20 protein-coding genes and 1 tRNA gene are annotated in these 25,589 nt (G+C 66.0%); 16 read left to right on the forward strand and 5 right to left on the reverse strand.

The genetic code is table 11. The features are described 5' to 3' along the window. Window positions 1-15: 15 nt before the first annotated feature. Both U1707_RS12175 and U1707_RS12180 read right to left on the reverse strand, forming a co-directional pair. The gene (locus tag U1707_RS12175) at window positions 16-2,331 is read right to left on the reverse strand and encodes an adenosylcobalamin-dependent ribonucleoside-diphosphate reductase (protein ID WP_332800321.1); all 2,316 of its coding nucleotides are present in this window, start codon (window positions 2,329-2,331) and stop codon (window positions 16-18) included. Between the two features lie 208 nt (window positions 2,332-2,539). Beyond that, window positions 2,540-2,971, reverse strand: a complete 432-nt coding sequence (locus U1707_RS12180; RefSeq protein WP_332800322.1) for an Rrf2 family transcriptional regulator — start codon at window positions 2,969-2,971, stop codon at window positions 2,540-2,542. A gap of 87 nt (window positions 2,972-3,058) precedes the next feature. On the opposite strand from U1707_RS12180, the gene U1707_RS12185 reads away from it, so the two are divergent. From U1707_RS12185 to U1707_RS12210, 6 genes are all read left to right on the forward strand, one after another. After that, entirely contained in the window at window positions 3,059-3,838 is a 780-nt protein-coding gene (locus U1707_RS12185; protein WP_332800323.1) for a class I SAM-dependent methyltransferase, read from the forward strand. 57 nt (window positions 3,839-3,895) lie between these two features. Beyond that, entirely contained in the window at window positions 3,896-4,696 is an 801-nt protein-coding gene (locus U1707_RS12190) for a hypothetical protein (RefSeq protein WP_332800324.1), read from the forward strand. Between the two features lie 103 nt (window positions 4,697-4,799). After that, window positions 4,800-5,699 (forward strand): hydrogen peroxide-inducible genes activator, encoded by a 900-nt coding sequence (locus U1707_RS12195; RefSeq protein ID WP_332800325.1) that lies wholly within the window; start codon window positions 4,800-4,802, stop codon window positions 5,697-5,699. A 94-nt stretch (window positions 5,700-5,793) separates the two neighbouring features. Beyond that, the gene (locus U1707_RS12200; protein WP_332800503.1) at window positions 5,794-7,485 is read left to right on the forward strand and encodes an ABC transporter transmembrane domain-containing protein; all 1,692 of its coding nucleotides are present in this window, start codon (window positions 5,794-5,796) and stop codon (window positions 7,483-7,485) included. Further along, window positions 7,469-8,563, forward strand: coding sequence for an efflux RND transporter periplasmic adaptor subunit (locus U1707_RS12205; RefSeq protein ID WP_332800326.1), 1,095 nt, complete (start codon window positions 7,469-7,471; stop codon window positions 8,561-8,563). Before U1707_RS12200 ends, U1707_RS12205 begins: the two co-directional genes overlap by 17 nt. Further along, window positions 8,560-9,999 (forward strand): TolC family protein, encoded by a 1,440-nt coding sequence (locus U1707_RS12210; protein ID WP_332800327.1) that lies wholly within the window; start codon window positions 8,560-8,562, stop codon window positions 9,997-9,999. Before U1707_RS12205 ends, U1707_RS12210 begins: the two co-directional genes overlap by 4 nt. An 80-nt stretch (window positions 10,000-10,079) precedes the next feature. On the opposite strand, the gene U1707_RS12215 is transcribed toward U1707_RS12210, so the two are convergent. Next, entirely contained in the window at window positions 10,080-11,027 is a 948-nt protein-coding gene (locus U1707_RS12215) for a manganese catalase family protein (RefSeq protein ID WP_332800328.1), read from the reverse strand. Between the two features lie 416 nt (window positions 11,028-11,443). Between U1707_RS12215 and U1707_RS12220 the strand changes: the two genes are divergently transcribed. The 4 genes from U1707_RS12220 to U1707_RS12235 all read left to right on the forward strand — a co-directional run bounded on the left by U1707_RS12220 (window position 11,444) and on the right by U1707_RS12235 (window position 15,281). Further along, on the forward strand, window positions 11,444-12,109 hold the full coding sequence (locus U1707_RS12220; protein WP_332800329.1) for an HAD family hydrolase: 666 nt from the start codon (window positions 11,444-11,446) through the stop codon (window positions 12,107-12,109). A 1-nt stretch (window position 12,110) separates the two neighbouring features. Beyond that, window positions 12,111-13,136, forward strand: coding sequence for an SDR family oxidoreductase (locus tag U1707_RS12225; RefSeq protein ID WP_332800330.1), 1,026 nt, complete (start codon window positions 12,111-12,113; stop codon window positions 13,134-13,136). After that, the gene (locus U1707_RS12230; RefSeq protein WP_332800331.1) at window positions 13,133-14,188 is read left to right on the forward strand and encodes a patatin-like phospholipase family protein; all 1,056 of its coding nucleotides are present in this window, start codon (window positions 13,133-13,135) and stop codon (window positions 14,186-14,188) included. Before U1707_RS12225 ends, U1707_RS12230 begins: the two co-directional genes overlap by 4 nt. Window positions 14,189-14,267: 79 nt before the next feature. Beyond that, on the forward strand, window positions 14,268-15,281 hold the full coding sequence (locus U1707_RS12235) for a sensor histidine kinase (RefSeq protein ID WP_332800332.1): 1,014 nt from the start codon (window positions 14,268-14,270) through the stop codon (window positions 15,279-15,281). 105 nt (window positions 15,282-15,386) lie between these two features. Here U1707_RS12235 and U1707_RS12240 read toward each other — a convergent pair whose 3' ends face one another. Next, a complete protein-coding gene (locus tag U1707_RS12240) occupies window positions 15,387-15,794 on the reverse strand; it encodes a DUF3597 family protein (RefSeq protein ID WP_332800333.1) in 408 nt (135 codons plus the stop codon). Between the two features lie 153 nt (window positions 15,795-15,947). Here U1707_RS12240 and U1707_RS12245 point away from each other — a divergent pair, with 153 nt between their 5' ends. Continuing rightward, entirely contained in the window at window positions 15,948-16,535 is a 588-nt protein-coding gene (locus U1707_RS12245) for a DUF4142 domain-containing protein (protein ID WP_332800334.1), read from the forward strand. A 312-nt stretch (window positions 16,536-16,847) separates the two neighbouring features. Here U1707_RS12245 and U1707_RS12250 read toward each other — a convergent pair. Next, window positions 16,848-16,934, reverse strand: a tRNA-Leu gene (locus U1707_RS12250). Window positions 16,935-17,047: 113 nt separating this feature from the next. Between U1707_RS12250 and U1707_RS12255 the strand changes: the two genes are divergently transcribed. From U1707_RS12255 to gltB, 5 genes are all read left to right on the forward strand, one after another. After that, complete coding sequence (locus U1707_RS12255; RefSeq protein WP_332800335.1) at window positions 17,048-18,001, forward strand: complex I NDUFA9 subunit family protein; 954 nt, start codon at window positions 17,048-17,050, stop codon at window positions 17,999-18,001. Window positions 18,002-18,049: 48 nt separating this feature from the next. Further along, window positions 18,050-18,859 (forward strand): undecaprenyl-diphosphate phosphatase, encoded by an 810-nt coding sequence (locus U1707_RS12260; protein ID WP_332800336.1) that lies wholly within the window; start codon window positions 18,050-18,052, stop codon window positions 18,857-18,859. Between the two features lie 152 nt (window positions 18,860-19,011). After that, complete coding sequence (locus tag U1707_RS12265) at window positions 19,012-20,454, forward strand: NAD(P)-dependent oxidoreductase (protein ID WP_332800337.1); 1,443 nt, start codon at window positions 19,012-19,014, stop codon at window positions 20,452-20,454. Continuing rightward, window positions 20,451-21,032 (forward strand): DUF2059 domain-containing protein, encoded by a 582-nt coding sequence (locus U1707_RS12270; protein WP_332800338.1) that lies wholly within the window; start codon window positions 20,451-20,453, stop codon window positions 21,030-21,032. The genes U1707_RS12265 and U1707_RS12270 overlap by 4 nt, the downstream gene beginning before the upstream one ends. 2 nt (window positions 21,033-21,034) lie before the next feature. Next, on the forward strand, window positions 21,035-25,549 hold the full coding sequence (gene gltB / locus U1707_RS12275; RefSeq protein ID WP_332800339.1) for a glutamate synthase large subunit: 4,515 nt from the start codon (window positions 21,035-21,037) through the stop codon (window positions 25,547-25,549). Window positions 25,550-25,589: the final 40 nt, after the last annotated feature.

The following is a 25,589-nucleotide window of genomic DNA, read 5'->3' on the forward strand; positions in this document are numbered from 1 at the left end:
ACTGCAGCGCCGCCGTCATCCGCACTTGCTGTACCCGCACTGGTAGCAGGTCAGGCACCCTTCGAGCATGTGCGCGGTATGGCGCTTGCAGCTCGGGCATTGCTCGCCGGAGGCCTCGAACGCTAGCGCGGGTTCCGGCTCCGAATGTTGCCGCAGGATCCGGCCGATCAGCGCGATCAGGCTGGGGGCGTAGCTGCCCTTGGTCTCGTGATCGAGACGGACGAGCGCGCCGCCCTTGGGTGAATGGACGCGTTCCAGTTCCTCGAACAGGAAGGTCGCGTCGCCGCGCCGGCACGCCGCCGACAGCGTCCGGGTGAGCGCCGCCATCGTCTCGAAATTCTCGACCGAACTGGTCGAGATGAAGATCTCGAACGGCACGCGACGACCATCGGGATGCACATAGTCGTTGATGGTGAGGTAGTAATTCTCCCCGTCGATCGGCCATTTGATCTTCACCGTCTTGCCGCTCAGCACCTGCGGGCGGGTCAGCACGTCGGACGCGGAAACCGACGGCGGGGCGACGACCGGTTCGACCTCGGGCGTGTCGCTCTTGACCGACAGCACCGATCCGCGGACGCCACTCGGGCGGTAGGTCGTGCAGCCCTTCATCCCCTCGCGGTACGCAGTCAGATAGACCTCGCGGAACGCCTCGTACGGCATGTCGGCGGGGCAGTTGATCGTCTTGGAGATGGCCGCGTCGACCCAGGCCTGGGCGGCGGCGGCGACAGCGATGTGATCGTCGACCGACAGTTCGAGCGCGGTGACCATATAGTCGGGCAGGGCGGCGGCGGGATCGAAGCCCGGCATCCGGCTGTAGAGGTACCAGCCATAATCCTGCACCTCGAAGCGTTCGAGCGTCTGGTCGGTCGCGGTCTGCTCGATCACGACGGCGCGGTCGTAATGCCAGCTGAAGGTCGGTTCGACGCCCGAACTGACATTGCCGTAGAAGATCGACGTCGTACCGGTCGGTGCCAGCGTCAGCAACACGCCGTTGCGAATGCCGTAGGTGCGGATGTCCGCGACCAGGTCGGCCGGTAGCTTGGTGAGGAACGGCGCGCGCGCGAACGCCTCGGTGTCGTAAGCGGGGAAGGTGCCGCGCTCGCGCGCCAGCGCCACCGACGTCCGATAGGCCTCGATCGCGATCGCCTTGCCGATCTCCTCGACCAGCGCCGCCGCCGTGCGGCCATAGCGGACGCGCATCTGCTGCAACAGGTTGCCGAGACCGGTATAGCCGAGACCGATGCGGCGCTTGGCGAGCGCTTCGGCACGCTGCTCGGGCGTCGGGAAGGGCGAAGTGTCGAGGACGTTGTCGAGGAACCGCACCCCGACCTGCACCGCGCGCCGCAACCGATCCCAGTCGACGGCCGCGTCGGGCGTGAAGGGGTGCAGGACCATGTTGGCGAGGTTCACATGGCCGAGGTCGCAGTCGCCATTGGGCGGCAAGGGCTGCTCGCCGCACGGGTTGGTCGCGGCGATCGTCTCGCAATAGTTCAGGTTGTTCAGCCGGTTGACGCGGTCGATGAAGATCACGCCGGGCTCGGCATAGTCATAGGTCGTGCGGGTGATCAAGTCGAACAACTCGGCGGCGGGCAAGCGGCGATAGACGTACCAGGGGCGGCCGTCCTTCTCGCCGACCGCGACATGTTCGCCGTCCGCGCGCGGCACGTGGAAGCCCAGGTCCCAGTCCGCGCCAGCCTCCAGCGCGGCCATGAAATCGTCCGTCACGGTTACCGACACGTTGAAGTTCTTCAGGAAATCCTTGCGCGTCTTGGCCGCGATGAACGCCAGCACGTCGGGGTGCCAGACCGGCAGCACGCCCATCATCGCGCCGCGCCGCGACCCGCTCGACCGGATCGTCACGCACATGCCGTCCCACATCGCCATGAACGGGATCACCCCCGAAGAGATCGAGCCGGTCCGGCCGACCACCGCGCCATCGGGGCGCAGCGTGCCGAAATCCATGCCGATACCGCCGCCCTGCTGCTGCGTGAAGGCGGCGACGTTCAGCGCGGGCATGATCCCCACGCCGGGCAAATCGGGTTCGCTGTCCATCGAATCCTGGATCGTCGGGCTGACGAAGCAGTTGATCCACGTCACGCGCTTCGACGTGCCCGCGCCGGCGAAGATGCGCCCGCCAGGAACCCAGTCGCGCGCCTCGAGTGCGGCGAGCCCCTTGGCCGCCTGCGCTGGATCGTCGTTCGCATAGACGCCGCCGACGACCCGCGCGAACGTATCGGACGGCGTCGCCTCGCTACCGTGGCGGTATTTCTCGCGCCAGATATGGACGGTGACAGGCTGGTCGAGCGGGCCCTGTGCGGTATCGGAAGTCATAGACGAACCTTGAATTATGTACCGGCCAGCGTTCTACATCCCCTCTCGCCGGGGTGGAAATGGCCTTCGCAATATATGCGACCCGGTCACGAAAAGCGCAACATGTAGTGCTGGCGAGTTTATTATCACGCCATGAGTTGACGTCAGGTCAAGTGTCATTGCCACAGCCGACGTCGTTCCGGCAGGGCAACCTGAACCGCGTGCAGGATTACCGATCGGGTCGACAATGGACGTCGAAGCCCCGTGCCAGTTCGGCCAGGCTGATGGCGCCAAGTCGCGCGAGCAGCAGCGCTTCGGCCTCGTGCAGCGCATCCGCGACCGCGGCGTTGACGACCTTCTCCACCGCGCAATCGGCGTTCGCATGTTCGTTGCCGATCGCGAAGAGGCGCGGCCCGCCGACCGCGCGGTGAACGTCGAGCAGCGATACCGTGGCGAGATCCGCCGCTATCGCCCAGCCGCCGCCATGGCCCTTCTCCGATCTGACATACCCGGCATCGCGCAAGCCCGCCATCGTCCGGCGAATGACGACGGGGTTGGTGCCCAGCATCCGCGCGATCTCTTCCGAGGTCATCGGACCGTCACGCTGCGCCATGTGCAGCAGGACATGAAGCATTCGGGAGAGGCGGCTGTCGTTACGCACGCCGCGACTCTTCCCGCACCCGCCGGGGTTGGCAAGTGCGCCGTATCACGATACACCGAAAGCTACATGATATTTGGAGTGCCGCTGATGCCTGAGTTCGAGAACCCCGACCACTGGGATGCGGCGGCCCAGCATTACGAGAAAACCGCCCACCCGTTCACGATACGCTACGCCGAGGCCGCGCTGCGACGGGTGCCGCTGACGTCCGAGAGCCGCGTGCTCGACGTGGCGGCGGGCACCGGCGCGCTGACAGTGTCGGCGGCCCGGACCGGCGCGCATGTGCTGGCGACGGACTTTTCGCCCGGCATGATCGCGCGGATCGCGGCCGCGAAGCTGTCCAATGTCGACGCGCGCGTGATGGACGGACAGGCGCTGGCCCTGGACGACGCCAGCTTCGATGCGGTCTTCTCGATCTTCGGCGTGATTCTGTTTGCGGACTGGCGCAAGGGGCTTGCCGAAATGGCGCGGGTGACGCGTCCCGGCGGCCACGGTGTCGTCGCGACCTGGCAGGATAGGGGGGCCGCGACGTTCCTGCTGCTCGGGGAGATCCGCCGAAAGCTTTTCCCGGATCGCGAGAGCATGACGATGCCCGGCGCCGTGGCGGCGCTCAGCACGCCCGCCGATTTCGCCCGCGAAATGGTCGCCGCCGGATACCGCGATCCGCGGATCGAGGATGTCACATACGATTATGCGCTCGATATTGCCGCTCTCGCCCAGCCCGACACGCTGTTCGGCATGTCACCCGATTGGACGAGCCTGAACGATAGCGAGAAGGTCGCCGTCATCGCGGAGGTCCGGTCGATGGCCGGGGACCGCGCTACGCTCCCGGTACCTTCGACCGCCTTGATCGCCGTGGCTGTGCGCTGAAAAGGTTGCCCTGGACCGCGATGCTGCGGTCGGGGGACCCTCGCGTGTCGATCAGGCATGGACCTGATCGATAAATACCGTCACCCTTTCGACATGGACGATGATGCAGGTCAGCGCACGCCGATGATCCACCGGGCGCGCACCGTCGCGGCGGGTTTCGCCGATGTCGGGCTGACCCATGCCGAAGACCTGCTCCGCCGCATGTCGCCCGAAGGCCGCGAGCAGGCGCGCCGCGAACGCAAGGCGAAGGCACGACGGCAGAAGCGGTTGATGGTCCGGTTGGTCATGGCGGCGATCGCCGCGTTGCTCGGTTGGGCCATGCTGGCCGCGTTCGTCCCGGCCGGCGTGGCGCTCGCCGTCACATCGGCGCTGATGCTGGTGTTGGTCACGCTGATCTTCGTCCGCGCCGATCCCCGTGCGCCGGGGCGGGAGGCCTTGGCGCAGGCGGCTCTTCCCGGGTTGGCCGAGCAGGTCGTCACATGGTTTGCCGCGCAACGCCGGGGAATGCCGCTACCCGCGCTTCGGCTCGCCGATACGATCGGCAACCGGTTCGACGATCTGGCGCCACGACTTGGTCGCCTCGATCCGCGCAGCCCCGCAGCGGCGTCGATCCGGACGCTGGTCGCGGTTGAACTGCCGGCGTTGGTCGAAAGCTGGCGCATGGTGCCCATTTCCGCGCGGCGCCTGATGCATGCCGATGGCCGTACGCCGGACGATCACCTGATCAACGGCCTGCAGCTGATCGATGCGGAACTTGCCCGGGCAAGCGAGCAACTGGGCCAATGCACGCTCGACCAGATCGCGGTGCAGGGCCGGTATCTCGAACTCAAATACAGCGGCGACAGTCGTTTACTGTGATCTGCATTTTCAGAGGCGCGATCGAATGCAGGCAGAGCGGTCGGCGCTTGCCATACCGTGAATTAGGATGCGACGGCTCACGGGCGACGAGGTAGCCTGGGCCATGCACCGGCCCCGCACCACGACCCGCCAGCTCAGCTATTTCGTCGCGCTCGCCGAAACGGGCAGCTTCACCCGCGCCGCCGAGCGGATGGGAATATCCCAGCCCTCGCTATCGCAGCAGATCCGCGGTTTGGAGCTCGTGATCGGCGCGCCCTTGTTCGAGCGGAGCGGCCCGGCCCTTCTCACCCCGCTCGGGCGCGAGGCGCTGCACCGGGCCAAGCGCATTCTGCTCGACGTGACCGATCTGGAGGAGCTTCGTGCCGCATCCGCGGATGCGCTTATCGGCACCATCCGGCTCGGCGTGTCGCCGACGCTGGGCGCGTACCTGTTGCCGAGCCTCGTGGCACGCCTGCACCGCGAACATCCGACGTTGCGCGTGCACATTCGCGAGGGGCTGCCGGCGACGCTGCGAAGCGGTCTTGTCGCGGGCGACCACGACCTGATCCTGCTGCAACTGCCGGTCGCCGGGCGGGCCCTGCATACCGAACGCCTGTTTCGCGAGGCGCTGTGGCTGGCGATGGCGACGGATCACCCCTTGGCGGCCAAGTCCGCCATCGAACCGGGCGATCTTTCCGGCCAAAGCCTGCTGACCCTGGTGCCCGAATACCGGCTCGCGGAGCAGGTCGCCGAGATCGCCGCCGACGTCGGGGGCATCATGCTGAACGATTACGAGGGGACGAGCCTCGACGCCATTCGCCAGATGGCCGGCATGGGCATGGGCCTCGCGCTGTTGCCCGAACTCTATGTCCGGCAGGAGGTGCGCGACGGCGACGACGTGATCGTCCGACCGATCAAGGGCGGCCGCTACTACCGCGAGATCGGGCTGTTGTGGCGCGTCGGTGCGGGCCGGGCGCCGGCGTACCAGCTGATCGCGGACATGCTACGCGCGGTCGGACCATAGGAAAATCCTATCACTGATATAGTCTGCGATATATTGTAACATGGCTGTGGATCGTCGACCGTAAGCATCGTTCCAACGACGATGGATGATGCGAGTGGTAGGCGAACGGATCGGATGGCGTGAGGCGACCGAATGGCTTGGCCAGATCATCGGGCCGGACATGCCGTATCTGCGTCTGGCGGCGGTGTACGGCGTTGCGATCAGCCTGTTGTCGCTGGCGACCCCGATCTCGGTCCAGCTGCTGATCAACAACGTCGCCAACACCGCCCTGCCGGCGCCGCTCTGGACGCTCGCCGGATTGCTGCTGCTACTGTTGCTGTTCGTCGCCGGGCTGAGCGCGATGCGGTTCTGGGTCATGGCCCTGTTCGAACGGCACGTCTTTGCGCGCGTCGTGTCAGAGGTGACTATCCGCGCCATCCATGCCCAGAATCCGTTCTTTGCCGATCAGAATCGCGGCGATCTCTTCAACCGCTATTTCGATGTGGTCGTGGTGCAGAAGGCGGTGCCGAGCCTCATCATCGGCGGGTTCACGATCCTGTTGCAATCCGTGGTCGGGCTGGTCGTCACGAGTTTCTACCACCCGTTCTTCCTGGCGTTCAACGCGCTGTTGGTGGTGCTCGTCCTGGCGATCTGGCTGATCTGGTCGCGGGGATCCATCCGGTCGGCGGTCGGGCTGAGCCACGCCAAGCATGATGCCGCACGGTGGCTGGAGAGCGTCGGCGCGTCGAACGGCTTCTATAAATCGAGCCGCCATCTCGATTTCGCGATGGACCGTTCCGAAGCGGTCACCGCCACCTATGTCGAGCGGCATCGGCGCTATTTCCGCTACAGCTTCACGCAGACGGTCGCGTTCCTGCTGCTCTACGCGTTTGCCAGCGCGGCGCTGCTGGCGCTGGGCGGCAACCTCATTTTGCGCGGCGAGCTGTCGATCGGGCAATTGGTCGCCGCCGAGCTGATCCTCAGCGGCGTGTTCTACGGCATATCGCAGCTCGGCTGGTATCTCGACACGCTCTACGATCTGGTCGCCAGCGCCGAGGAACTGTCGCTGCTGTTCGCGATCCCCCAGGAGCCGCCGGTTGCCAAAGCGGGCGCGGCGCCTGCCGATGGTGCCGTGCACCTCGCCGGGGTCGAGATCGAGCACAGCTGTTTCGACTTCACCCTGGCGGCGGGCGAGCAGCTCGTGACGCTGGCGGATGGCGGCGCCGAACGGTTGCTGGCGATGGTGCTGAAGCGCCACGTCGTTCCAGACCGCGGTCTCGTCACCGTTGGCGGCGCCGACATGGCGACGTTCGATACGTATCGGTTGCGCTCCGAGATCATGGTGCTCGATCGCCCCTCGATCGTCGAAGTCACCATCCGCGAATATCTGACGCTGGCCGATGACGGTTCGATGCGCGGTGCGCTGCTCGACGCGCTCACCATGGTCGGCCTGCGCAATACCATCGCGCGGCTGCCGCTCGGGCTCGATACGCCGCTCGCGGCATCGGGCTTTCCACTGTCGATGGCCGAGGTCATCGCGTTGAAGCTGGCCAAGGCGCTGCTAGTGCGCCCGCGCGTGCTGATGCTGTCCCAGCTGTTCGATCTCGTGCCGACCGACCGACTGGCGAACGTGCTGTGCGAATTGAAGGCGGCGCGGACGACGACGCTGCTTTGTACCGGCAGGCCCGAGGACATCAGCCTCGACGGCTGGTTCGAACTCGCCCCCCGTCGGCAGCAACGGTTCGACACGCGCGAGGCGCTGATCGCGGCTACGCGGAAGGAGGCAAGCGATGCCGTACACGCCTGATCGCCCGAACGGGGGCGCCAAGCATTTCTCCACCTTGGGCGGGATGCGGCCGCCCCGCGTTGCGACGACGCTGGCCTGGATGCTGTTGATCGGCGTTGCGACCGCGGGTGCGATCATGGCGCTGGTCCCCTGGGTGCAGACCGCGAGCGGCACCGGGCAGGTCGTCGCGCTCGATCCCGACGATCGCCAGCAGCAGGTGACCGCGTTCGTGCCCGGTCGGGTCGAGCGCTGGTATGTCCATGACGGCCAGCACGTCGCCAAGGGCGATCCGATCGCGCGCGTGGTCGATCTCGATCCCGACCTGCTGTCCCGCCTGCGGGCCGAACGCGCACAGGTCCAGGCGGAGATCGCCGCGATCCAGCAGGGCCGCGCGGTCGCCGGTATCGACGTATCGCGCACCGCGCAGCTGTTTGCCGAGGGTCTCGCCGCGCGTCGCGACTATGAGCAGACGCAGATCAAGGTCGCCGACGCCGGCGCCAAGCTTGCCGAGGCGCGGGCCAAGCTCAACCGGATCGATATCCAGCTCAATCGCCAGTCGGTGCAGATGGTGCGGGCACCACGCGACGGTCGCGTCCAGCAACTCAACGCCGCCACCGGGGGCGCGATGGTCTCGCCCGGCACGGTGCTGGCCGTCATCGCCCCCGAACGCGTGGTGCGCGCGGTCGAGCTGTTCGTCGACGGGCGCGACGTGCCCTTGCTCCGGACCGGCCGACCGGTTCGCCTGGAGTTCGAAGGTTGGCCCGCGATCCAGTTCAGTGGCTGGCCGTCGGTCGCGCAGGGCATGTTCGACGGCCGCGTTCGCACAATCGATCCCAATGCCGCAGCCGACGGGCTGTTCCGTATCCTGGTCGAGCCGCAACCGGGCAAACCGGCCTGGCCCGCCCGCGAATTCGCGCGTCCCGGCGGCAAGGTTCGCGGCTGGGTGCAGGGCGAGACGGTCCTGGTCGGCTACGAACTCTGGCGCCAGCTCAACGACTTCCCGCTGGAATTCGGCCGTCGCCCCGCCGACGCGCCCGCCAAGGACGATCCGAAGGCTGCGACGGCGAAGGGCAGCGAAGACGAGGGCGCGAAGAAATGATCCGGCTCCTGCTATCGTCGCTCGTTGCGCTGTCCCCCGTCGCCGCCGCCGCACAGGGGCCGTCGAGCCCGCAGGCTGCCCCATCGAGTGACGTCAAGCCGCTCACCCTCGACGAGGTCCTGCGGTCGTCCGCCCGCTCCGCGCCGCAGATCGTCGAAGCGCTCGCCCGCGTCCGCCAGGCGGAGGGCCGCTCGCTGTCGGCCGAAGGCGCGTTCGACACCGTGTTCGACGTGGATGCCAAATCGCGCGTCGCCGGGTATTACGACGGCACCGTGATCGAGGGGCGCACGACGCGTCCGCTGACCGGCAATGGCGGCTATCTCTACGGCAATTACCGCGCGTCGCGCGGCACGTTCCCGGTCTACGAGGACCAGGCCTATACCAACCGCGCCGGCGAGGCGAAGGTCGGCGCGCTGTTCGCGTTGCTCCGCGACCGGGTCATCGACGAACGGCGTACGCGGCGCACCGTGGCCGGCGCCGATATCGACGTCGCGCGGTTTGAGGGAGAGATGGTGGCGATCGGCGTGCAGCGACGCGCGGTCGACGCGTACCAGGCCTGGGTCGCCGCCGGACTGCGCCTGCGTGCGTACCGCGAACTGCTGGACCTCGCCGAACGTCGCCGCGGCGCGATCGGTCGATTGGTCACGCTCGGCGCGCGGCCCGAGATATTGCTGACCGAGAACGAGCAGAATCTGGTCCGGCGGCGCGCGCTGGTCGTCCGTGCGGAACAGGAGATGGCGAGCACGGCCAATTCGCTGTCGCTATATCTGCGCGACGACGACGGCGCACCGTTGCTGGTATCGGCCGACCGCCTGCCGTCCGACGCCGCACCGCTGTCCGGCCTTGTCGCGGCGGCACCGATCAAGGCGCCCGTCGCGCGGCCCGACTATCGCGCCATCCTGACCAAGATCGACCAGTCGACTGCGAAGCTGATGCTGGCCGAGAACGACCTTTCGCCGCGACTCGATCTGCGCGGCGACGTCGGCAAGGATATCGGTTCGGCCGGTCTGGGTGGCCCGAACCGTACGCCGCTCGAGGCGTCGGTGGGGTTCCGCTTCAGCGTGCCGCTGCAGAACCGCGCCGCCAAGGGGCGGGTCGCCGAGGCGCGTGCCGAGATCGATGCGCTCGGCCAGCGTAGCCGCTTCCTGCGCGATCAGATCGCGGTCGAGGTCGACGGCATCGTCATCGCGGTCGGTGCCACCGAACGGCTGGCCTCGATAGCGGATGAGGAACGTCGCCTCGCCGACCGCCTGGCGGTCGCCGAACGACGCCGCTTCGAGCTGGGATCGGGCGACTTCTTCCTCGTCAATCAACGCGAGGAGACCGCGACCGATGCGCGCGTACGGCTGATCGACGCGCAGGCCCGCATAGCCTCCGCCCGCGCCGAACTGGCCGCGGCCACTGCCGATCGCGCCGCCCTACAATTGGAAAACTAAACGCAGTCTCGCCGACCCACAGGAGAGACATCGGTAGGCGAACCGGTCGGGCCGGCACCGAAAGATGCCGGCCCAGTTCCTTACATCGCCTTCGCCATCGCCGTGGCTTCGGCAATGTCCTTGGCGCCGCCAAGGTCCTCGCCCGTGATAAGTCCGGCACCGGGGCCTGCGCCGAGATCGACGCCGGTTTCCGGGTCGCTCGAAGGATCGGAGGCCGTTCGCGCTGCCAGCTTGTTGGCAACCGCCTGCTCGTCCTTGGTCAGCTTTACCGACGCCGTGCCGTCACCCTCGTCGATCGGCATGGTCTGCTCGAGATCGTCGATACGCTCCCACTGGTCGCCCGAATTCCACGGGCCCGAGGTGTCGCCGTCACCCTGCGACGTGTTGACGTACAGGTTCGCATATTTCTCGATGCCTGGCAGCTTGCCCGACGGGAAGTTGTCTTCCATCGCATACAGCGCCTTCTCGAACGACTTCTGATGCGCCACTTCGCGCGTCATCAAGAAGCCGAGCGCGTCCTTGATGCCGGGATCGTCGGTGATCGCGATCAAGCGCTCGTAGACGATCTTCGCGCGGCTCTCGGCGGCGATGTTGGAGCGCAGATCGCAGCTCGGATCGCCGCGGCTGTCGACATACGCCGCCGTCCAGGGAACACCGGACGAGTTGGTCAGCGACGGACCGCCGCCATACAATAGCGACTGCGTATGGCTGTTACCGCCCGACGTCATCGACATGTAGAGATCGGCCTCTTTCATCGATGCTTCGGCGAGCTGTGCCTTGGCACCCTTGTTGAGCATCGCGACGATCGAGCCGATGACTTCGAGATGGCTCAATTCTTCCGTCGCGATGTCGAGGAGCAGATCCTTGCGGCCTGCGTCGAGTTCACCGAGACCTTGCGTGAAATACCGCATCGCCGCCGCCAACTCGCCATCGGCGCCACCGAATTGCTCGAGCATCAACGATGCGAGTACCGGGTTGGGTTCTGCGACACGCACGGTGTATTGAAGGCGCTTGTTGTGCATGAACATTATCGTAATCCTTCGATCGTGCTTCGAAGGTAATAGCGATCTTATCGCCGTGATCGTTCCTGTTGCGACACATTCTCACAGCATTATATTTCATACTGATGAGCATCAATACTCTAAAATACAGCATAGCAAAGTATGTCGTGGATTAAAGCGAGTAATTGAAAGTGTTTGCGGATCGGTATTGCTCGAGATCAATATGCGGAACCTGATTGTCGACGTCCTGGATATCCGGGGATCCATCGCGGGCCAAATAGATTGGCGTCACCGCAACCCGGTCAGGTGGGACGGATTAATGTGCGGGACCGATCTTCGAGGTCGCGTGTTTGTATCATAGCCAAGCGCAAAAATGCGCGAGGGCGTTTTGCCGCGACGGCGCCAATTCCCCCGGCAAATAGAGTCAAATTCGGGATAGCCCTATGCAGATCAAAGCCATTCTCTTCGATATCGATGGTACGCTGGTCGATACCAACGACATGCACGTGCTTGCCTGGGAAGAGGCGTTCGCGGGCATCGGCGCGTCGTTCGACCGACAGGTGATCCACGATCAGATCGGCAAGGGGACGGACATGCTTGTCCCGACGCTGTTGCCCGACGCCGGCGAGGACCAGCAGGAAAAGCTCGGCGACGCTCACGGCGCGATCTTCAAGGCGAAGTATCTGGAGACGGCAAAGCCGTTCGCGCAGGCACACGACCTGTTGGTCCACGCGCACGGGTGCGGCCAGCGCGTCGTACTCGCGTCGTCGGCCTCGGGATCCGAACTCGATCATTACATCGATCTGCTGGAGGCGCGCGACGTGATCGCCGCGACGACGAGCAGCGACGATGTCGAGAAGACCAAGCCTGCACCGGACATCTTCGCGACGGCGCTCAAGAAACTGCCGGGGATCGACCCCGCGGAGGTGATCGTCGTCGGCGACACACCCTATGATGTCGAGGCAGCGGCCAAATGCGGCATCGCCTCGGTCGCGGTGCGATCGGGCAAGTTCAAGGACGAGCAACTGCAATCCGCAGGTGCGATCGCAATCTACGACGACGTAGCGGCTCTGCTTGCCGATTACGCAAACTCGCCATTGGGACGCTGACATGGCCATCACGCTCAAGCCCCTGCATGATCAGGTCATCGTCGTCACCGGCGCGACCAGCGGAAATGGCCTCGCGACCGTCGAGGAAGCCGTGCGGCGCGGTGCGGCCGTCGTCGCAACGGCGCGTAACGAGGCGGCCTTGACGGCGCTGCGGGATCGTCTGTCGGCCGACGGGGCACGCATCGCGATCTGCGTCGCCGACGTCAGCGACATGGCAGCCGTCGAGCGCGTCGCCGCGGTGGCGGTCGAGACGTTCGGCGGGTTCGACAGCTGGGTCAACAATGCCGGCACCGGCACCTACGGCACGCTCGATCAGGTGCCGGTCGCCGATCACCGCCGCGTGTTCGACGTCAATTATTTCGGCGTGCTGCACGGATCGCTCGTCGCCGCGCGGCATCTGCGCGGGCGCGGCGGTAATGGCGGGGGCGCCATCGTCAATGTCGGCTCGATCCTCAGCGACCGTGCGATCGTCGAGCAGGGCCCGTATTGCGCGACCAAGCATGCCGTCCAGGCGCTGACCGATACGCTGCGGATGGAACTGGAGCAGGAGGGGGCGGGCATCTCGGTCACGCTGATCAAGCCCGGCGCGATCGATACGCCGTTCCCCGAACATGCGCGCAACTTCATGGACCAGCCACCGCGCCTGCCGCCGCCGCTCTACGCGCCGTCGGTCGTCGCCGACGCGGTGCTGTTCGCGTGCGCGACGCCGCGGCGGACGCTGTATGCCGGCGGCGGGGGCCTGGTATCCTCGCTGCTCTCGCGCGCTGCCCCGCGGTTGAGCGACAGGATCATGGAACTGGTCGGCACGGTCGCGCAACAGAAGCCGGACGATCCCGGCGATCCGACGCGACGCGACAACCTCTACGTCCCGCGTGTCGATGCCTCGCGCGGAAGCCAGGACGTTCACGCGCGCAAGTCGAGCATCGTCTTGCAGGCGCAGAAACTGCACCCGGCCGTCCTCGTGCTCGGCGTCCTCGGAACCGGTATCGCCGTGGCGTTCAACTGGCGAAAGGATACCCGCTTGTGAGGCCGGACGTCGAAGGCGGGCTGGTGCGCGACTTCGACCTCGTGCTGGTCCTGAGCGGCGGCAATGCCCTCGGGGCGTTCGAGGCTGGCGTATACGAAGCGTTGCACGACCACGCCCTTCGGCCCGACTGGATCATCGGCGCATCGATCGGTGCCATCAACGGGGCATTGATCGCCGGCTCCGCTCCGGATCGCCGGATAGAGACGTTGCGGGCGTTCTGGCGACCCGCCCCCGCCCACGCGTCCGGCGTGTCGATGTTTCCGTGGCTGCGCGCGTTCGAGACCAGCCGCCGGACGAGTGCGGTCGGGTGGGCCGCGACCTTGGGGCGTCCCGGCATCTTCGGCCCCTTGCTTTCCGCTTTGACGCCCTGGACGGACGACCAGCCGTCGATCTTCGAAACCAATCAGCTTGCGACGACGCTGGAAGCGCTGGTCGACTTCGACCGCCTCAACGCCGGTCCGTGTCGGTACACCGCGACCGCCGTCGATCTCGAAACCGGGGACGACGTCGTGTTCGACAGCGCCACGGTACGAATCCGATCCGATCATGTCCGCGCCAGCGCTGCGCTGCCGGTCGCCTTTCCACCGGTCGAGGTTGACGGGCGCTGGCTGGTCGATGGCGGCCTGTCCGCGAACCTGCCGCTCGATCCGGTCCTGGGCGAACCGCCGCCGCGACCAACGCTGTGCATCGCCGTCGACCTGCTGCCGCTGCAAGGGCCGCGACCGACGACGCTCGGCGAGGCTGCCAGCCGCATGCAGGACTTGATCTTCGCCGCACAGTCCCGCCGGACGATCGAACGGTGGCAAGCCGCGCATGCCGGGCGCACGGACATCGCGCTGTCGCTTATCCGGCTTGCCTATACCGGTCAGGCCGAAGAGGTCGCCGGCAAGGCGCTCGACTTTTCGGCCTCCACGATCGAACAGCGCTGGTCGGCCGGCCACCGTGCCGGCATGCGAGCCGTTGAGGCATTCGAAGCACGAACGCTGTCGATCGGCATCCCCGGTCTCAACATCGTCGAACTTGGCGAAGATCGAGCGCTCGGCAGCGATTGAGCCAAGTTAACGTAAGTTGCGCGGGGTGTGTAATAGACGTCGCGACCGGACTCTGCGTCCGGACTGGGGGATTGCCGACGTGAGTGGGGACGGAACTACCGGGATACCCGAGGCGCACGCCTGGAAATCCGAACATCTGCGTCTTGCGGTCAACGCGGCCGGCGTTGCCCTGTGGGCATGGAACGTCGATACCGACGCGTTCACGATGGACGAGCGTGGCTTCGAGCTATGGGGCCTGCCGTGGCGCGATGGGGTCACGTTCGAGGAATTGTCGGCGCACATCCATCCGTCCGATCGCGACCGCGTCCGATCCGCCTTTGCCGCCACGCGCGCCATACTCGGCAGCTACGAAACCGACTTCCGGATCATGATCGGCGACGAGGTTCGCTGGATATCGGCGCGTGGGCAGGGCGAGGATGTCGGTATCGTCGGGCGGACGATGTTCGGCATCTTCCTGGATGTGACCGGCCGCAAGCAGGCCGAGGAAGGCAATGAACTCCTCGCGGGTGAAATGAGCCACCGCGTCAAGAACCTGCTGGCGATCGCGGCCGGTCTTACCGCGATCACATCGCGCAATGCGCCCAATACCGAGGATATGGCCCGCGAATTGACCGAACGGCTGGGCGCCTTGGGCCGGGCGCACGATCTCGTCCGGCCGCTACCGGGCGGACAAGGCAACGCGGCGCTCCTCGGCGATCTGCTTTCGGTGCTGCTCGCACCCTATGACGACATGGGCGCGTTCAAAGGTCGTATCCGCGTCGCCGTCGAACGGATGGGCGTTGGCGAGGCGGCGGCGACCGGGCTCGGCCTCGTCATTCACGAACTGGCGACGAACTCGGTAAAATACGGTGCGTTGTCCTCGCCGACGGGCACGCTCGACCTGTCGAGTTCGACGGAGGATGATAATGTCGTGCTCATCTGGCTCGAGCGCGGCGGCCCTACGGTCGAAGCGCCTGGCGCCGACGAGGGGTTCGGGAGCAAGCTCGTTCGGCGCAGCGTAGCGGGGCAACTCGGAGGGACGATTACCTACGAATGGCCATCCGAGGGGGTAATCATCACGCTCAAGTTGAGCAGGAACAGACTGACGACATAGGCCTTCGCGCGACGTCGACATTCGATCCTGTTGGAACGGTGGCCGTTCTCGCCAAGGGCTACCCACGGACGGAGCGGGGTATGCCGCTCCGTCCGATCGCCGATATCAGTTGCGCAGGCTGTCCGGCACGATGCCGCCATTGTCGGCGAGCTTCTGCATTACCGCCTTGTGCAGCGCAATGTTCTGCTCGGCCGAGCCGTCCGCCGACGCGTGGACGTTCAGTTCGTCTGCCAGTTCCTTGCGCGCCGTCAGGCTGGAGTCCAGATCGAGCAGCTTCAGCAGATCGACGATCGAGCTCTGATAATTGCCGCCGCCGTCCTTCATCGCCGCCATCTCGCCGAGGACTGCGCCGACATCGACCTGCGTCTCGGGCACTGCGGGGGCAGGCTGGGCGGCAGGGGCGGGGGCGGCTTGCGGTGCCGCCTGTGGTGCAGCGGGCGCTGCTGCTGGCGTCGCCGCCGGTGCAGCCTTGTGGTGGAAAACCTTGTTCATGATCGTGCCGAAGATGCTCATTGCCGTATCCCGATAACCGCCGGCAACGGCGCCGGCTGGCAGCTAGAACGAACTTGCGTCGTGATCGGTCCGGTCCCGTTGCCGGCGCGGAACGGTCTGGATGAGGCACGCGTTGGCATCGGCAGACGCAGCTAACAGGGAATGGAACAGATGATGAAGCTCAAGATCCTCGCACTGGTATCGGTTGCCGCACTTTCGTTGACGGCGTGCGGCAAGAAGGCGGACGATACGACCTCCGTCGACAACACCACGTACGCGACGAACGCCGCGACGGACGCGAACGTCGTTGGTGCCAACGACACGATGGCAGCGCCTGCCTCGGGCGGACAGGCCTTTGCGAACATGGCGGCGGCCGGCGATGCCTTCGAGATCGAGACGTCGAAGCTCGCCGCAACGAACGGCGCGTCGGCAGCCGTCAAGAAGTTCGCGACGCAGATGATCGCCGCACACGAGGGATCGACTGCGAAACTGAAGGGGATCACCGCAGGCCTGTCGCCGGCGCTCACCCCCGACCCGACGCTAAGTGCCGAACAACAGGGCAAACTCGCCGACCTGAAAACGAAGCAGGGCACCGCTTTCGATGCCGCCTACGCCGCCGACCAGCTCGCCGCCCATCAGCAGACGCTCGATATGCTCAAGGGCTATGCATTGACCGGCGACGTGCCGCAGCTAAAGGCCTTCGCGTCTGGTCTGACCCCGACCGTTGCTGCGCATCTCAACATGGCGAAGTCGCTGAAGTAACGGCGCGACCATCCGACCGGTAAGATCACGTTTCGAGAGGTGCACGCCAACGTGCGCCTCTCGAAACTATCACATCGCGATGAGGTAATGGTGTTGACGGCATTACATATAGCCCAACCGCTTTATCAGCGACGAACGTCGGTATGCCGGGTGTACGAATTTATTTGCGCCGGGTCGTACTGCCAGATGTTCTAGCAGCTGACGGAAGCGGTCTTTAGCAAGACGATACGCGTCTGATTACCCACAAAACGGGGATCGACCTACCGAACCTCGCACGGTTGTCGACATCGACGTCGGGCCTTGAAAAGACCTTGGTGCCCGGAAGAGGACTCGAACCTCCACGACCTTGCGATCGCCAGCACCTGAAGCTGGTGCGTCTACCAATTCCGCCATCCGGGCACGGGGTAGGAGGGCGCCTCTAGGGGAGGGTCGCGATGCTTGTCAACACGCCTGTTGCTGGGGCAAGGGGTTATTCGCAAACGGGCAGGCAAAACAAAGTGGACGGACGCGCGATGAACGACAAACTGGTGACGCTGATCGGGGGCGGCGGTTTCGTCGGCCGCTATGTCGCACAGGCACTGTTGGCGACGGGCGCACGCGTCCGCATCGCGCAGCGCGATCCGCGACAGGCCTTCTTCCTGAAACCGCTCGGCGGGCTCGGCCAGACGCAGTTCGTCGGCGCCGACGTCACCAAGCCCGAGACGATCGCGCACGCAGTCCACGGCTCCGACGTGGTCGTGAACTTGGTCGGCGTGCTCGCGGGCGATTTCCAGCGCGTCCAGGCTCTTGGAGCGCAGACCGTCGCGGAGGCGGCGGCCAAGGCCGGCGTCGGCGCGCTGGTGCATGTCTCGGCGATCGGCGCGGATCCGGAGTCCGCGTCGGCCTATGGCAAGTCGAAGGGGCAGGGCGAGGCCGCTGTGCTGGCCGCGTTCCCGAATGCGACGATCCTGCGGCCCTCCATCGTGTTCGGTCAGGAAGACCAGTTCGTGAACCGCTTCGCCGGTATGATCGCCAAGGCACCGGTGGTGCCGGTGCTGCGCGCGGGCGCGAGGTTCCAGCCGGTCTTCGTCGGCAACGTGGCGGACGCGATCGTCGCGGCGGCATCGGCGCCGGGTACGTTCGGCGGGCAGACGCTCGAGCTAGGCGGCCCCGACATCATCACGATGGGCAATCTCATTCGCTGGATCGCCAGCACTATCGGCCGCAACCCTTCGATCGTCGAGCTTCCGGATTTTGCGGGCGCGCTGATCGCCAGGGCCGGCTTCCTGCCGGGTGCGCCGATCACCAAGGATCAGTGGACGATGTTGCAGAGCGACAATGTCGTCACCGGCACCGATGGCCTTGCGGCCTTCGGGATCGATCCGACGCCGCTGTCGACGGTCGCGCCGGGGTGGCTGGTACGCTTTCGCAAGGCCGGACGGTTCGGTCGTCGCGCCGAAACGCGTGCGGAAGTCCATGCAGGCTGATCGAAATACGCTAAAGCCTGTCCTGACCTACCGCGCCGGAGCCTTCGCTTGACCGAACTTCTGACCGTCATCCTCCTCGGCATCGTCGAGGGGATCACCGAATTCCTGCCCGTCTCCTCGACCGGGCATCTGATCCTCGCCACGCGGCTGCTCGGCTATGACGCGGGGCGTTGGGAGGTGTTCAACGTCGTCATTCAGCTCGGGGCGATCCTCGCGATCGTCGTGCTCTACTGGCGGACGTTCTGGGCGGTCGGCATGGGGTTGATCCGCGGCGAACCCAAATCATGGTTGTTCCTGCGCAACCTGATCGTGGCGTTCATCCCGGCGGCGATCATCGGCCTCGCGCTGCACAAATATATTGAGGCGTTGCTCGGCAATGCCGAAGTGGTCGCGATAGCACTCGTAATCGGCGGTTTCGCGATCCTCGCGGTCGAACGGTTCGCCCCGCGCAGCGACATCAGCGGCGTCGCGGACATTCCACTGAAGACGGTCATCGGCATCGGCTTGCTCCAGTGCCTCGCGATGATACCTGGCGTCAGCCGGTCGGGCGCGACGATCCTCGGTGCATTGGCGCTGGGCGTCGAACGTCGGACGGCGGCCGAGTTCAGCTTCTTCCTCGCGATTCCGACCATGCTGGGCGCCAGCGGGCTCGAACTGCTGAAGAACCGCGATGCGCTGACCAGCGGTGGCGGCGTCGGGTTGGGCGCGATTGCGATCGGCGCCGTCGTGTCGTTCGTCGTTGCGCTGCTCGTGGTCAAATGGTTCGTCGGCATCGTGACGAAGCATGGCTTCGTGCCCTTTGCCTGGTACCGGATCGTCGCCGGCTCCGCCGCGCTGGTCTGGCTTCTGACCAAATAGGTCCGATACGGAACTGATAAACTTGTGGCGCTGCGTTACGTCCAAGGACGCTGGTGCTAACGAAACTTTATAGGTCAGCATTACGGCCTAAAATGTCGATTTGGTCGTGACAAGCCTATCCCGGCGCAATATTGGCGCGGTCGGAGGCTCTCATGGCGAACGATTCAATGCTCAAATTTGTCGGCACGGAGCAATCCTATCCCGACAAGCGCACTGCCGACGAGCGCGCCGACGATTTCCGTGAGATCGCGCAGCGCTACGCGGTCGAGCCCGCCGAGGAACAGGCCGGGCGCTGCTCGCAGTGCGGCGTGCCGTATTGCTCGGTCCACTGCCCGCTCCACAACCATATCCCGGACTGGCTCCGGCTGACCGCGGAAGGCCGGCTGCGCGAGGCCTATGAACTGAGCAACGCGACTTCGACCATGCCCGAGATCTGCGGCCGCATCTGCCCGCAGGACCGGCTGTGCGAGGGTAATTGCGTCATCGAATTCACCGGGCACGGCGCGGTCACGATCGGCTCGGTCGAGAAGTTCATCACCGACACCGCGTGGGAAAATGGCTGGGTCGAACCACTGGTCCCCGGCCGCGCACGCGGGCAATCGGTCGGCGTGATCGGCGCCGGCCCCGCCGGGCTGACCGCGGCGGAATATCTGCGCGGCCACGGGTACGACGTGCACGTCTACGACCGCTATGATCGCGCGGGCGGGCTGCTGACCTACGGCATCCCCGGCTTCAAGCTCGAAAAGCCGATCGTCTTGCGTCGCGTCGAGCGGCTGAAGGCGGCGGGCATCGTCTTCCACGGAGGGTTCGCAGTCGGCGAGGATGCGAGCCTCGACGATCTGCGCCAGCGCCACGACGCGATCCTGATCGCGACCGGCGTGTACAAGGCGCGCGCGATGGACCTGCCCGGCGGCGGTTCGAACGGCGTGGTCCCAGCGCTCGACTTCCTCGTCGCCTCGAACCGCAAGGGCTTCGGCGACGCGGTCCCCGCGTTCGACGACGGCAGCCTGAATGCGGAGGGCAAGGACGTCGTCGTGATCGGCGGCGGCGACACAGCGATGGACTGTGTCCGCACCGCGATCCGCCAAGGCGCGAAGTCCGTGAAGTGCCTCTACCGCCGCGACCGCGCCAACATGCCCGGCTCGCAGCGCGAAGTCGCCAACGCCGAGGAGGAGGGCGTCGAGTTCGTCTGGCTCTCCGGCCCGCAAAGCTTCGACGGCGGCGATACCGTTTCGAGCGTGAAGGTCGGGAAAATGCGTCTCGGCGCCCCCGACGCGAGCGGCCGCCGTGCGCCCGAACCCGATCCCGCCGGCGACTATTCGGTCGATGCCGATCTCGTCATCAAGGCGCTGGGCTTCGACGCCGAGGACCTGCCGACCTTGTTCGCGACGCCGGAACTGGGCGTGAGCCGCTGGGGCACCGTGCTGGTCGACGGCAAGACGCTGATGACCTCGCTCGACGGCGTGTTCGCGGCGGGCGACATCGTCCGCGGCGCCAGCTTGGTAGTGTGGGCGATCCGCGACGGCCGTGACGTCGCGGCGACGATGCACAAATGGCTGAAGACCAAGGCTCAGACTGCAAAGGTCGCGGCATGAGGCACGGCTTTCTCAGCGCGGTGTTGCTGACGGGCGCGATTTTGCCGTCGGCTGCGCACGCGCAGGCATCGCCAGTCGCCGTCACGGCCCCCGATCCGGCCCGCCTCGCGGCGGCGCGCGAACTGATCAACGTGCTGATGCCGCCCGAATCGCGTGAACGGATGATCGAGAGCATGATCGCGCCGATGCTCGGCAATCTGCAGCAGGGCATGGCGCAGAGCCCGATGTTCAGCAGTGCGATGGCGGACCATCCGGAGATGCAGACGCGGTTTGCCACCTTTCTGGAACGGCAGCAGGCGCGCACGATGACGCTGATGCGCGACGGATTGCCAAGCATGGTCGAGGCGATGGCGCGCGCCTATGCGCGCCGCTTCGACGTCGCCCAATGCCACGACATCAAGGCGTTCTTCGCGACGCCGAGCGGTCGCGCGTACATGCAGCAATCGCTGACGATCATGGCCGACCCAGACGTCGCCGCCTGGCAGCGATCGATGATGCAATCCTCGATGGCGCACATGCAGGCCGATGTCGCCGAGTTCGCCAAGCAGGCTGCCACGCCCGAAGAGAAGAAGAAGTGACGATGACCGATATCATCACCGATCAACGCGCCCGTCTCGCCGAGCACGGCATGTACCGCCCCGAATTCGAAGGCGATGCGTGCGGCGTCGGTCTCGTCGCCGCCACCGACGGGCGCGCGTCGCGGCGCGTCGTGCAGTCCGCGGTCGATGCGCTGAAAGCGGTGTGGCACCGCGGCGCGGTCGATGCGGATGGCATGACCGGTGACGGTGCGGGGCTCCACATCGATCTGCCGATCCGGTTCTTCGACGATGCGGTCGCGGCTTCGGGCCACAAGGTCCGGCCGAACCGGCTCGCGGTCGGCATGATCTTCCTTCCGCGGACCGATCTCGGAGCACAGGAAGCGTGCCGGACGATCGTCGAGAGTGCGATCATCGAGGCGGGCTATACCATCTATGGCTGGCGCCAGGTGCCGGTCGACGTGTCGGTGATCGGCCAGAAGGCACAAGCCACGCGGCCCGAGATCGAGCAGATCATGATCGCCGGTCCGCTCCCCGAAGAGCAGGACGCTGCCGAGTTCGAGAAGACGCTGTACCTCGTCCGCCGCCGTATCGAAAAGCGCGTGATCGCAGCGCAGATTCAAGGCTTCTACGTCTGTTCGCTGTCGTGCCGGTCGATCATCTACAAGGGGCTGTTCCTCGCCGAATCGCTCTCCGTCTTCTACCCGGATCTCTGCGACCAGCGCTTCGAGAGCCGCGTCGCGATCTTCCATCAGCGTTATTCGACCAACACCTTCCCGCAATGGTGGCTGGCGCAACCGTTCCGCTGCCTCGCACATAACGGCGAGATCAACACGATCCGCGGCAATAAGAACTGGATGCTCTCCCACGAGATTCGCATGGCGAGCCTCGCGTTCGGCGACAATTCGGAGGACATCAAGCCGGTGATCCCCGCTGGCGCGTCCGACACCGCCGCGCTGGACGCCGTGTTCGAGGCGATCTGCCGTTCGGGCCGCGACGCACCGACCGCCAAGCTGATGCTGGTCCCCGAAGCCGCCAGCCCGGACATGCCCCCTGAGCATACCGCGATGTACCAGTATCTCGCCTCCGTCATGGAGCCGTGGGACGGCCCCGCCGCGCTGGCGATGACCGATGGCCGCTGGGCGGTTGCCGGGATGGACCGCAACGCGCTGCGTCCGCTCCGCTACACGCTGACCTCCGACGGCCTGCTGATCGTCGGGTCCGAGAGCGGCATGGTCGTTGTTCCCGAATCGACGATCGTCGCCAAGGGCCGTCTCGGGCCAGGCGAAATGATCGCGGTCGACCTCGACGAAGGTCGCCTGCTCCAGGACCGCGCGGTCAAGGATCGCATCTCGGGCGAGGCGGATTACGCCGCGATGATCGGCGAATTCCACACGCTCGCCGACCTCCCCTCGGTCGAGGACGCGGTCGTGCGCTACGATCGCGGTGACCTCGCGCGCCGCCAGATCGCGGCGGGGCAGACGATGGAGGACATGGAGCTGATCCTGTCGCCGATGGTCGAATCCGCCAAGGAAGCGATCGGGTCGATGGGCGACGACACGCCGCTCGCGGTCATCTCGGACAAGCCGCGCCTTATCAGCCAGTTCTTCCGCCAGAATTTCTCGCAGGTGACGAACCCGCCGATCGATCCGTTGCGCGAACGCCACGTGATGTCGCTCAAGACGCGGTTCGGCAACCTCGCCAACATCCTCGACGTCCGCGACCAGCGCGAGCGCGTGCTGGTGCTCGATTCGCCCGTGCTGACGGGCGAGCATTGGTCGCGGTTGAAGGCGCATTTCGGCAACGCGGTCGCCGAGATCGATTGCACGTTCGACGTCGGCGGTGGCCCGGAAAAGCTCCGCGCGGCGATCCAGCGGATCCGCAACGAGGCCGAACAGGCCGTCCGCCAGGGCAAGAGCGAGATCTTCCTCACCGACGAAGCGATCAGCGAAAACCGCGTCGGCATCGCCGGCGTGCTCGCAGTCGCCGCCGTCCACACGCACCTCGTCCGCCGCGGCCTGCGCTCCTACGCATCGATCAACGTCCGCTCGGCCGAGTGCCTCGACACGCATTATTACGCGGTGCTGATCGGCGTCGGCGCGACCACCGTGAACGCCTATCTCGCCGAAGCCGCGATCGTCGACCGCCAGTCGCGCGGGCTGTTCGGCGATCTCGACCTCGCCGAATGCCTCCGCCGTCACCGCGTCGCGGTCGAGGAGGGGCTGCTCAAGATCATGTCGAAGATGGGCATCGCGGTCATCTCGTCGTACCGCGGCGGCTATAATTTCGAGGCGGTCGGCCTGTCGCGCAGCCTGGTGAACGACCTGTTCCCCGGCATGCCCGCCAAGATCAGCGGCGAGGGCTATGCCTCGCTCCACGTCAACGCGACCGATCGCCACGAAGCCGCGTTCGACCCGGCCGTCGCGACGCTGCCGATCGGCGGCTTCTATCGCCAGCGCCACACCGGCGAGGTCCACGCATATTCGGCGCAACTGATGCACCTGCTTCAGACCGCGGTCGCGACCGACAGCTATACCAGCTATCTGCAATTCTCGCGCGGCGTGTCCGACTTGCCGCCGGTGTACCTGCGCGATCTGCTCCAGTTCAACTTCCCCGCGGAAGGTGTTCCGGTCGACCAGGTCGAGGCGATCACCGAGATCCGCAAGCGCTTCGTTACCCCCGGCATGTCGCTCGGCGCGCTGAGCCCCGAGGCGCACGAGACGCTGGCGATCGCGATGAACCGGATCGGCGCCAAGGCCGTCTCGGGCGAAGGCGGCGAGGATAAGTCGCGCTTCGTGCCGTACGCGAACGGCGACAACGCGAACTCGTCGATCAAGCAGGTCGCGAGCGGGCGCTTTGGCGTCACCGCAGAATATCTGAACGCGTGCGAGGAGATCGAGGTCAAGGTCGCACAGGGCGCCAAGCCCGGCGAGGGCGGCCAGCTGCCCGGCTTCAAGGTCACCGAGTTCATCGCCAAGCTGCGTCATGCGACGCCCGGCGTGACGTTGATCTCGCCGCCGCCGCATCACGACATCTACTCGATCGAGGATCTCGCCCAGCTCATCTACGACCTGAAGCAGATCAACCCGCGCGCTCGTGTGTGCGTGAAGCTCGTCTCGTCGGCGGGCATCGGCACGGTCGCGGCGGGCGTGGCGAAGGCGCATGCCGACGTGATCCTGATCGCCGGCCATGTCGGCGGCACCGGCGCATCGCCCCAGACGTCGATCAAATACGCGGGCACGCCGTGGGAAATGGGGCTGTCGGAGGTCAACCAGGTGCTGACGCTCAACGGCCTGCGCGGGCGTGTGCGGCTGCGCACCGATGGCGGGCTCAAGACCGGGCGCGACATCGTCATCGCCGCGATCCTCGGCGCGGAGGAGTACGGCATCGGCACGCTGTCGCTGGTCGCGATGGGCTGCATCATGGTGCGGCAATGCCATTCGAACACGTGCCCGGTCGGCATCTGCACGCAGAACGATGCGCTCCGCCAGAAGTTCGTCGGCACGCCCGAGAAGGTGATCAACCTGATGACCTTCATCGCCGAGGAAGTCCGCGACATTCTCGCCCGGCTCGGCGTGAAGAGCCTCGACGACGTGATCGGCCGGACGGAGTTCCTGCGGCAGGTCAGCCGCGGCGCGGAGCATCTCGACGATCTCGACCTCAACCCGATCCTGGCCAAGGTCGATGCGACCGATGCCGAGCGACGCTTCTCGCTGTCGACCTTCCGCAACGAAGTGCCCGACAGCCTCGACGCGCAGATCATCAAGGATGCCGCCGCGGTGTTCTCGCGCGGCGAGAAGATGCAGCTCACCTATTCGGTGCGCAACACGCACCGCGCGGTCGGCACGCGGCTGTCGAGCGAGATCACGCGCAAGTTCGGCATGTCGAAGCTCGCCGACAACCACGTCACGATCCGCCTTCGCGGGTCGGCAGGCCAGTCGCTCGGCGCGTTCCTGTGCAAGGGCATCACGCTTGAGGTGTTCGGCGATTCGAACGACTATGTCGGCAAGGGGCTCTCGGGCGGCACGATCATCGTCCGCCCGGCGGTAAGCTCGCCGCTCGCGAGCCAGGACAACACGATCATCGGCAACACCGTTCTCTACGGTGCAACGTCGGGCCGGCTGTTCGCAGCGGGGCAGGCGGGCGAACGCTTCGCGGTCCGCAACTCGGGCGCGAGCGTGGTCGTCGAGGGCTGCGGCGCGAACGGCTGCGAGTACATGACCAACGGCATCGCCGTGGTGCTCGGCACGGTCGGCGCGAACTTCGGCGCGGGCATGACCGGCGGGATGGCGTTCGTCTACGATCCCGATGGCGTGTTCGCAAAGCGCGCGAACCCCGAGAACATCACGTGGGACCGCGTGAGGGCGCTGCACTGGGCCGACGTGCTGCTCGATCTGGTCCGCGACCATGCAGATGCGACGGACAGCAAATGGTCGAAGGGCCTGCTCGAGGACTGGGATCGGGTCGCGCCACATTTCTGGCAGATCGTGCCGAAGGAAATGCTGACGCGCTTGTCGCACCCACTGGACGACAGCGCGGAACTGGTCGCGGCGGAGTAGAGCGACGCTACACAAGCACCACCCCGGCGAAGGCCGGGGC

It is taken from the genome of Sphingomonas sandaracina (assembly GCF_036663695.1).
Lineage (GTDB): Bacteria > Pseudomonadota > Alphaproteobacteria > Sphingomonadales > Sphingomonadaceae > Sphingomonas.

What these genes read in the sequence shown, in the direction of transcription:
- U1707_RS12245 (WP_332800334.1), top strand. Translation starts at nt 15,948, where the DNA reads ATGAAGCTCAAGATCCTCGCACTGGTATCGGTTGCCGCACTTTCGTTG.
- U1707_RS12195 (WP_332800325.1), top strand. Translation starts at nt 4,800, where the DNA reads ATGCACCGGCCCCGCACCACGACCCGCCAGCTCAGCTATTTCGTCGCG.
- U1707_RS12225 (WP_332800330.1), top strand. Translation starts at nt 12,111, where the DNA reads ATGGCCATCACGCTCAAGCCCCTGCATGATCAGGTCATCGTCGTCACC.
- U1707_RS12185 (WP_332800323.1), top strand. Translation starts at nt 3,059, where the DNA reads ATGCCTGAGTTCGAGAACCCCGACCACTGGGATGCGGCGGCCCAGCAT.
- U1707_RS12220 (WP_332800329.1), top strand. Translation starts at nt 11,444, where the DNA reads ATGCAGATCAAAGCCATTCTCTTCGATATCGATGGTACGCTGGTCGAT.
- U1707_RS12270 (WP_332800338.1), top strand. Translation starts at nt 20,451, where the DNA reads ATGAGGCACGGCTTTCTCAGCGCGGTGTTGCTGACGGGCGCGATTTTG.
- gltB (WP_332800339.1), top strand. Translation starts at nt 21,035, where the DNA reads ATGACCGATATCATCACCGATCAACGCGCCCGTCTCGCCGAGCACGGC.
- U1707_RS12265 (WP_332800337.1), top strand. Translation starts at nt 19,012, where the DNA reads ATGGCGAACGATTCAATGCTCAAATTTGTCGGCACGGAGCAATCCTAT.
- U1707_RS12255 (WP_332800335.1), top strand. Translation starts at nt 17,048, where the DNA reads ATGAACGACAAACTGGTGACGCTGATCGGGGGCGGCGGTTTCGTCGGC.
- U1707_RS12210 (WP_332800327.1), top strand. Translation starts at nt 8,560, where the DNA reads ATGATCCGGCTCCTGCTATCGTCGCTCGTTGCGCTGTCCCCCGTCGCC.
- U1707_RS12190 (WP_332800324.1), top strand. Translation starts at nt 3,896, where the DNA reads ATGGACCTGATCGATAAATACCGTCACCCTTTCGACATGGACGATGAT.
- U1707_RS12205 (WP_332800326.1), top strand. Translation starts at nt 7,469, where the DNA reads ATGCCGTACACGCCTGATCGCCCGAACGGGGGCGCCAAGCATTTCTCC.
- U1707_RS12240 (WP_332800333.1), bottom strand. Translation starts at nt 15,794, where the DNA reads ATGAGCATCTTCGGCACGATCATGAACAAGGTTTTCCACCACAAGGCT.
- U1707_RS12215 (WP_332800328.1), bottom strand. Translation starts at nt 11,027, where the DNA reads ATGTTCATGCACAACAAGCGCCTTCAATACACCGTGCGTGTCGCAGAA.
- U1707_RS12175 (WP_332800321.1), bottom strand. Translation starts at nt 2,331, where the DNA reads ATGACTTCCGATACCGCACAGGGCCCGCTCGACCAGCCTGTCACCGTC.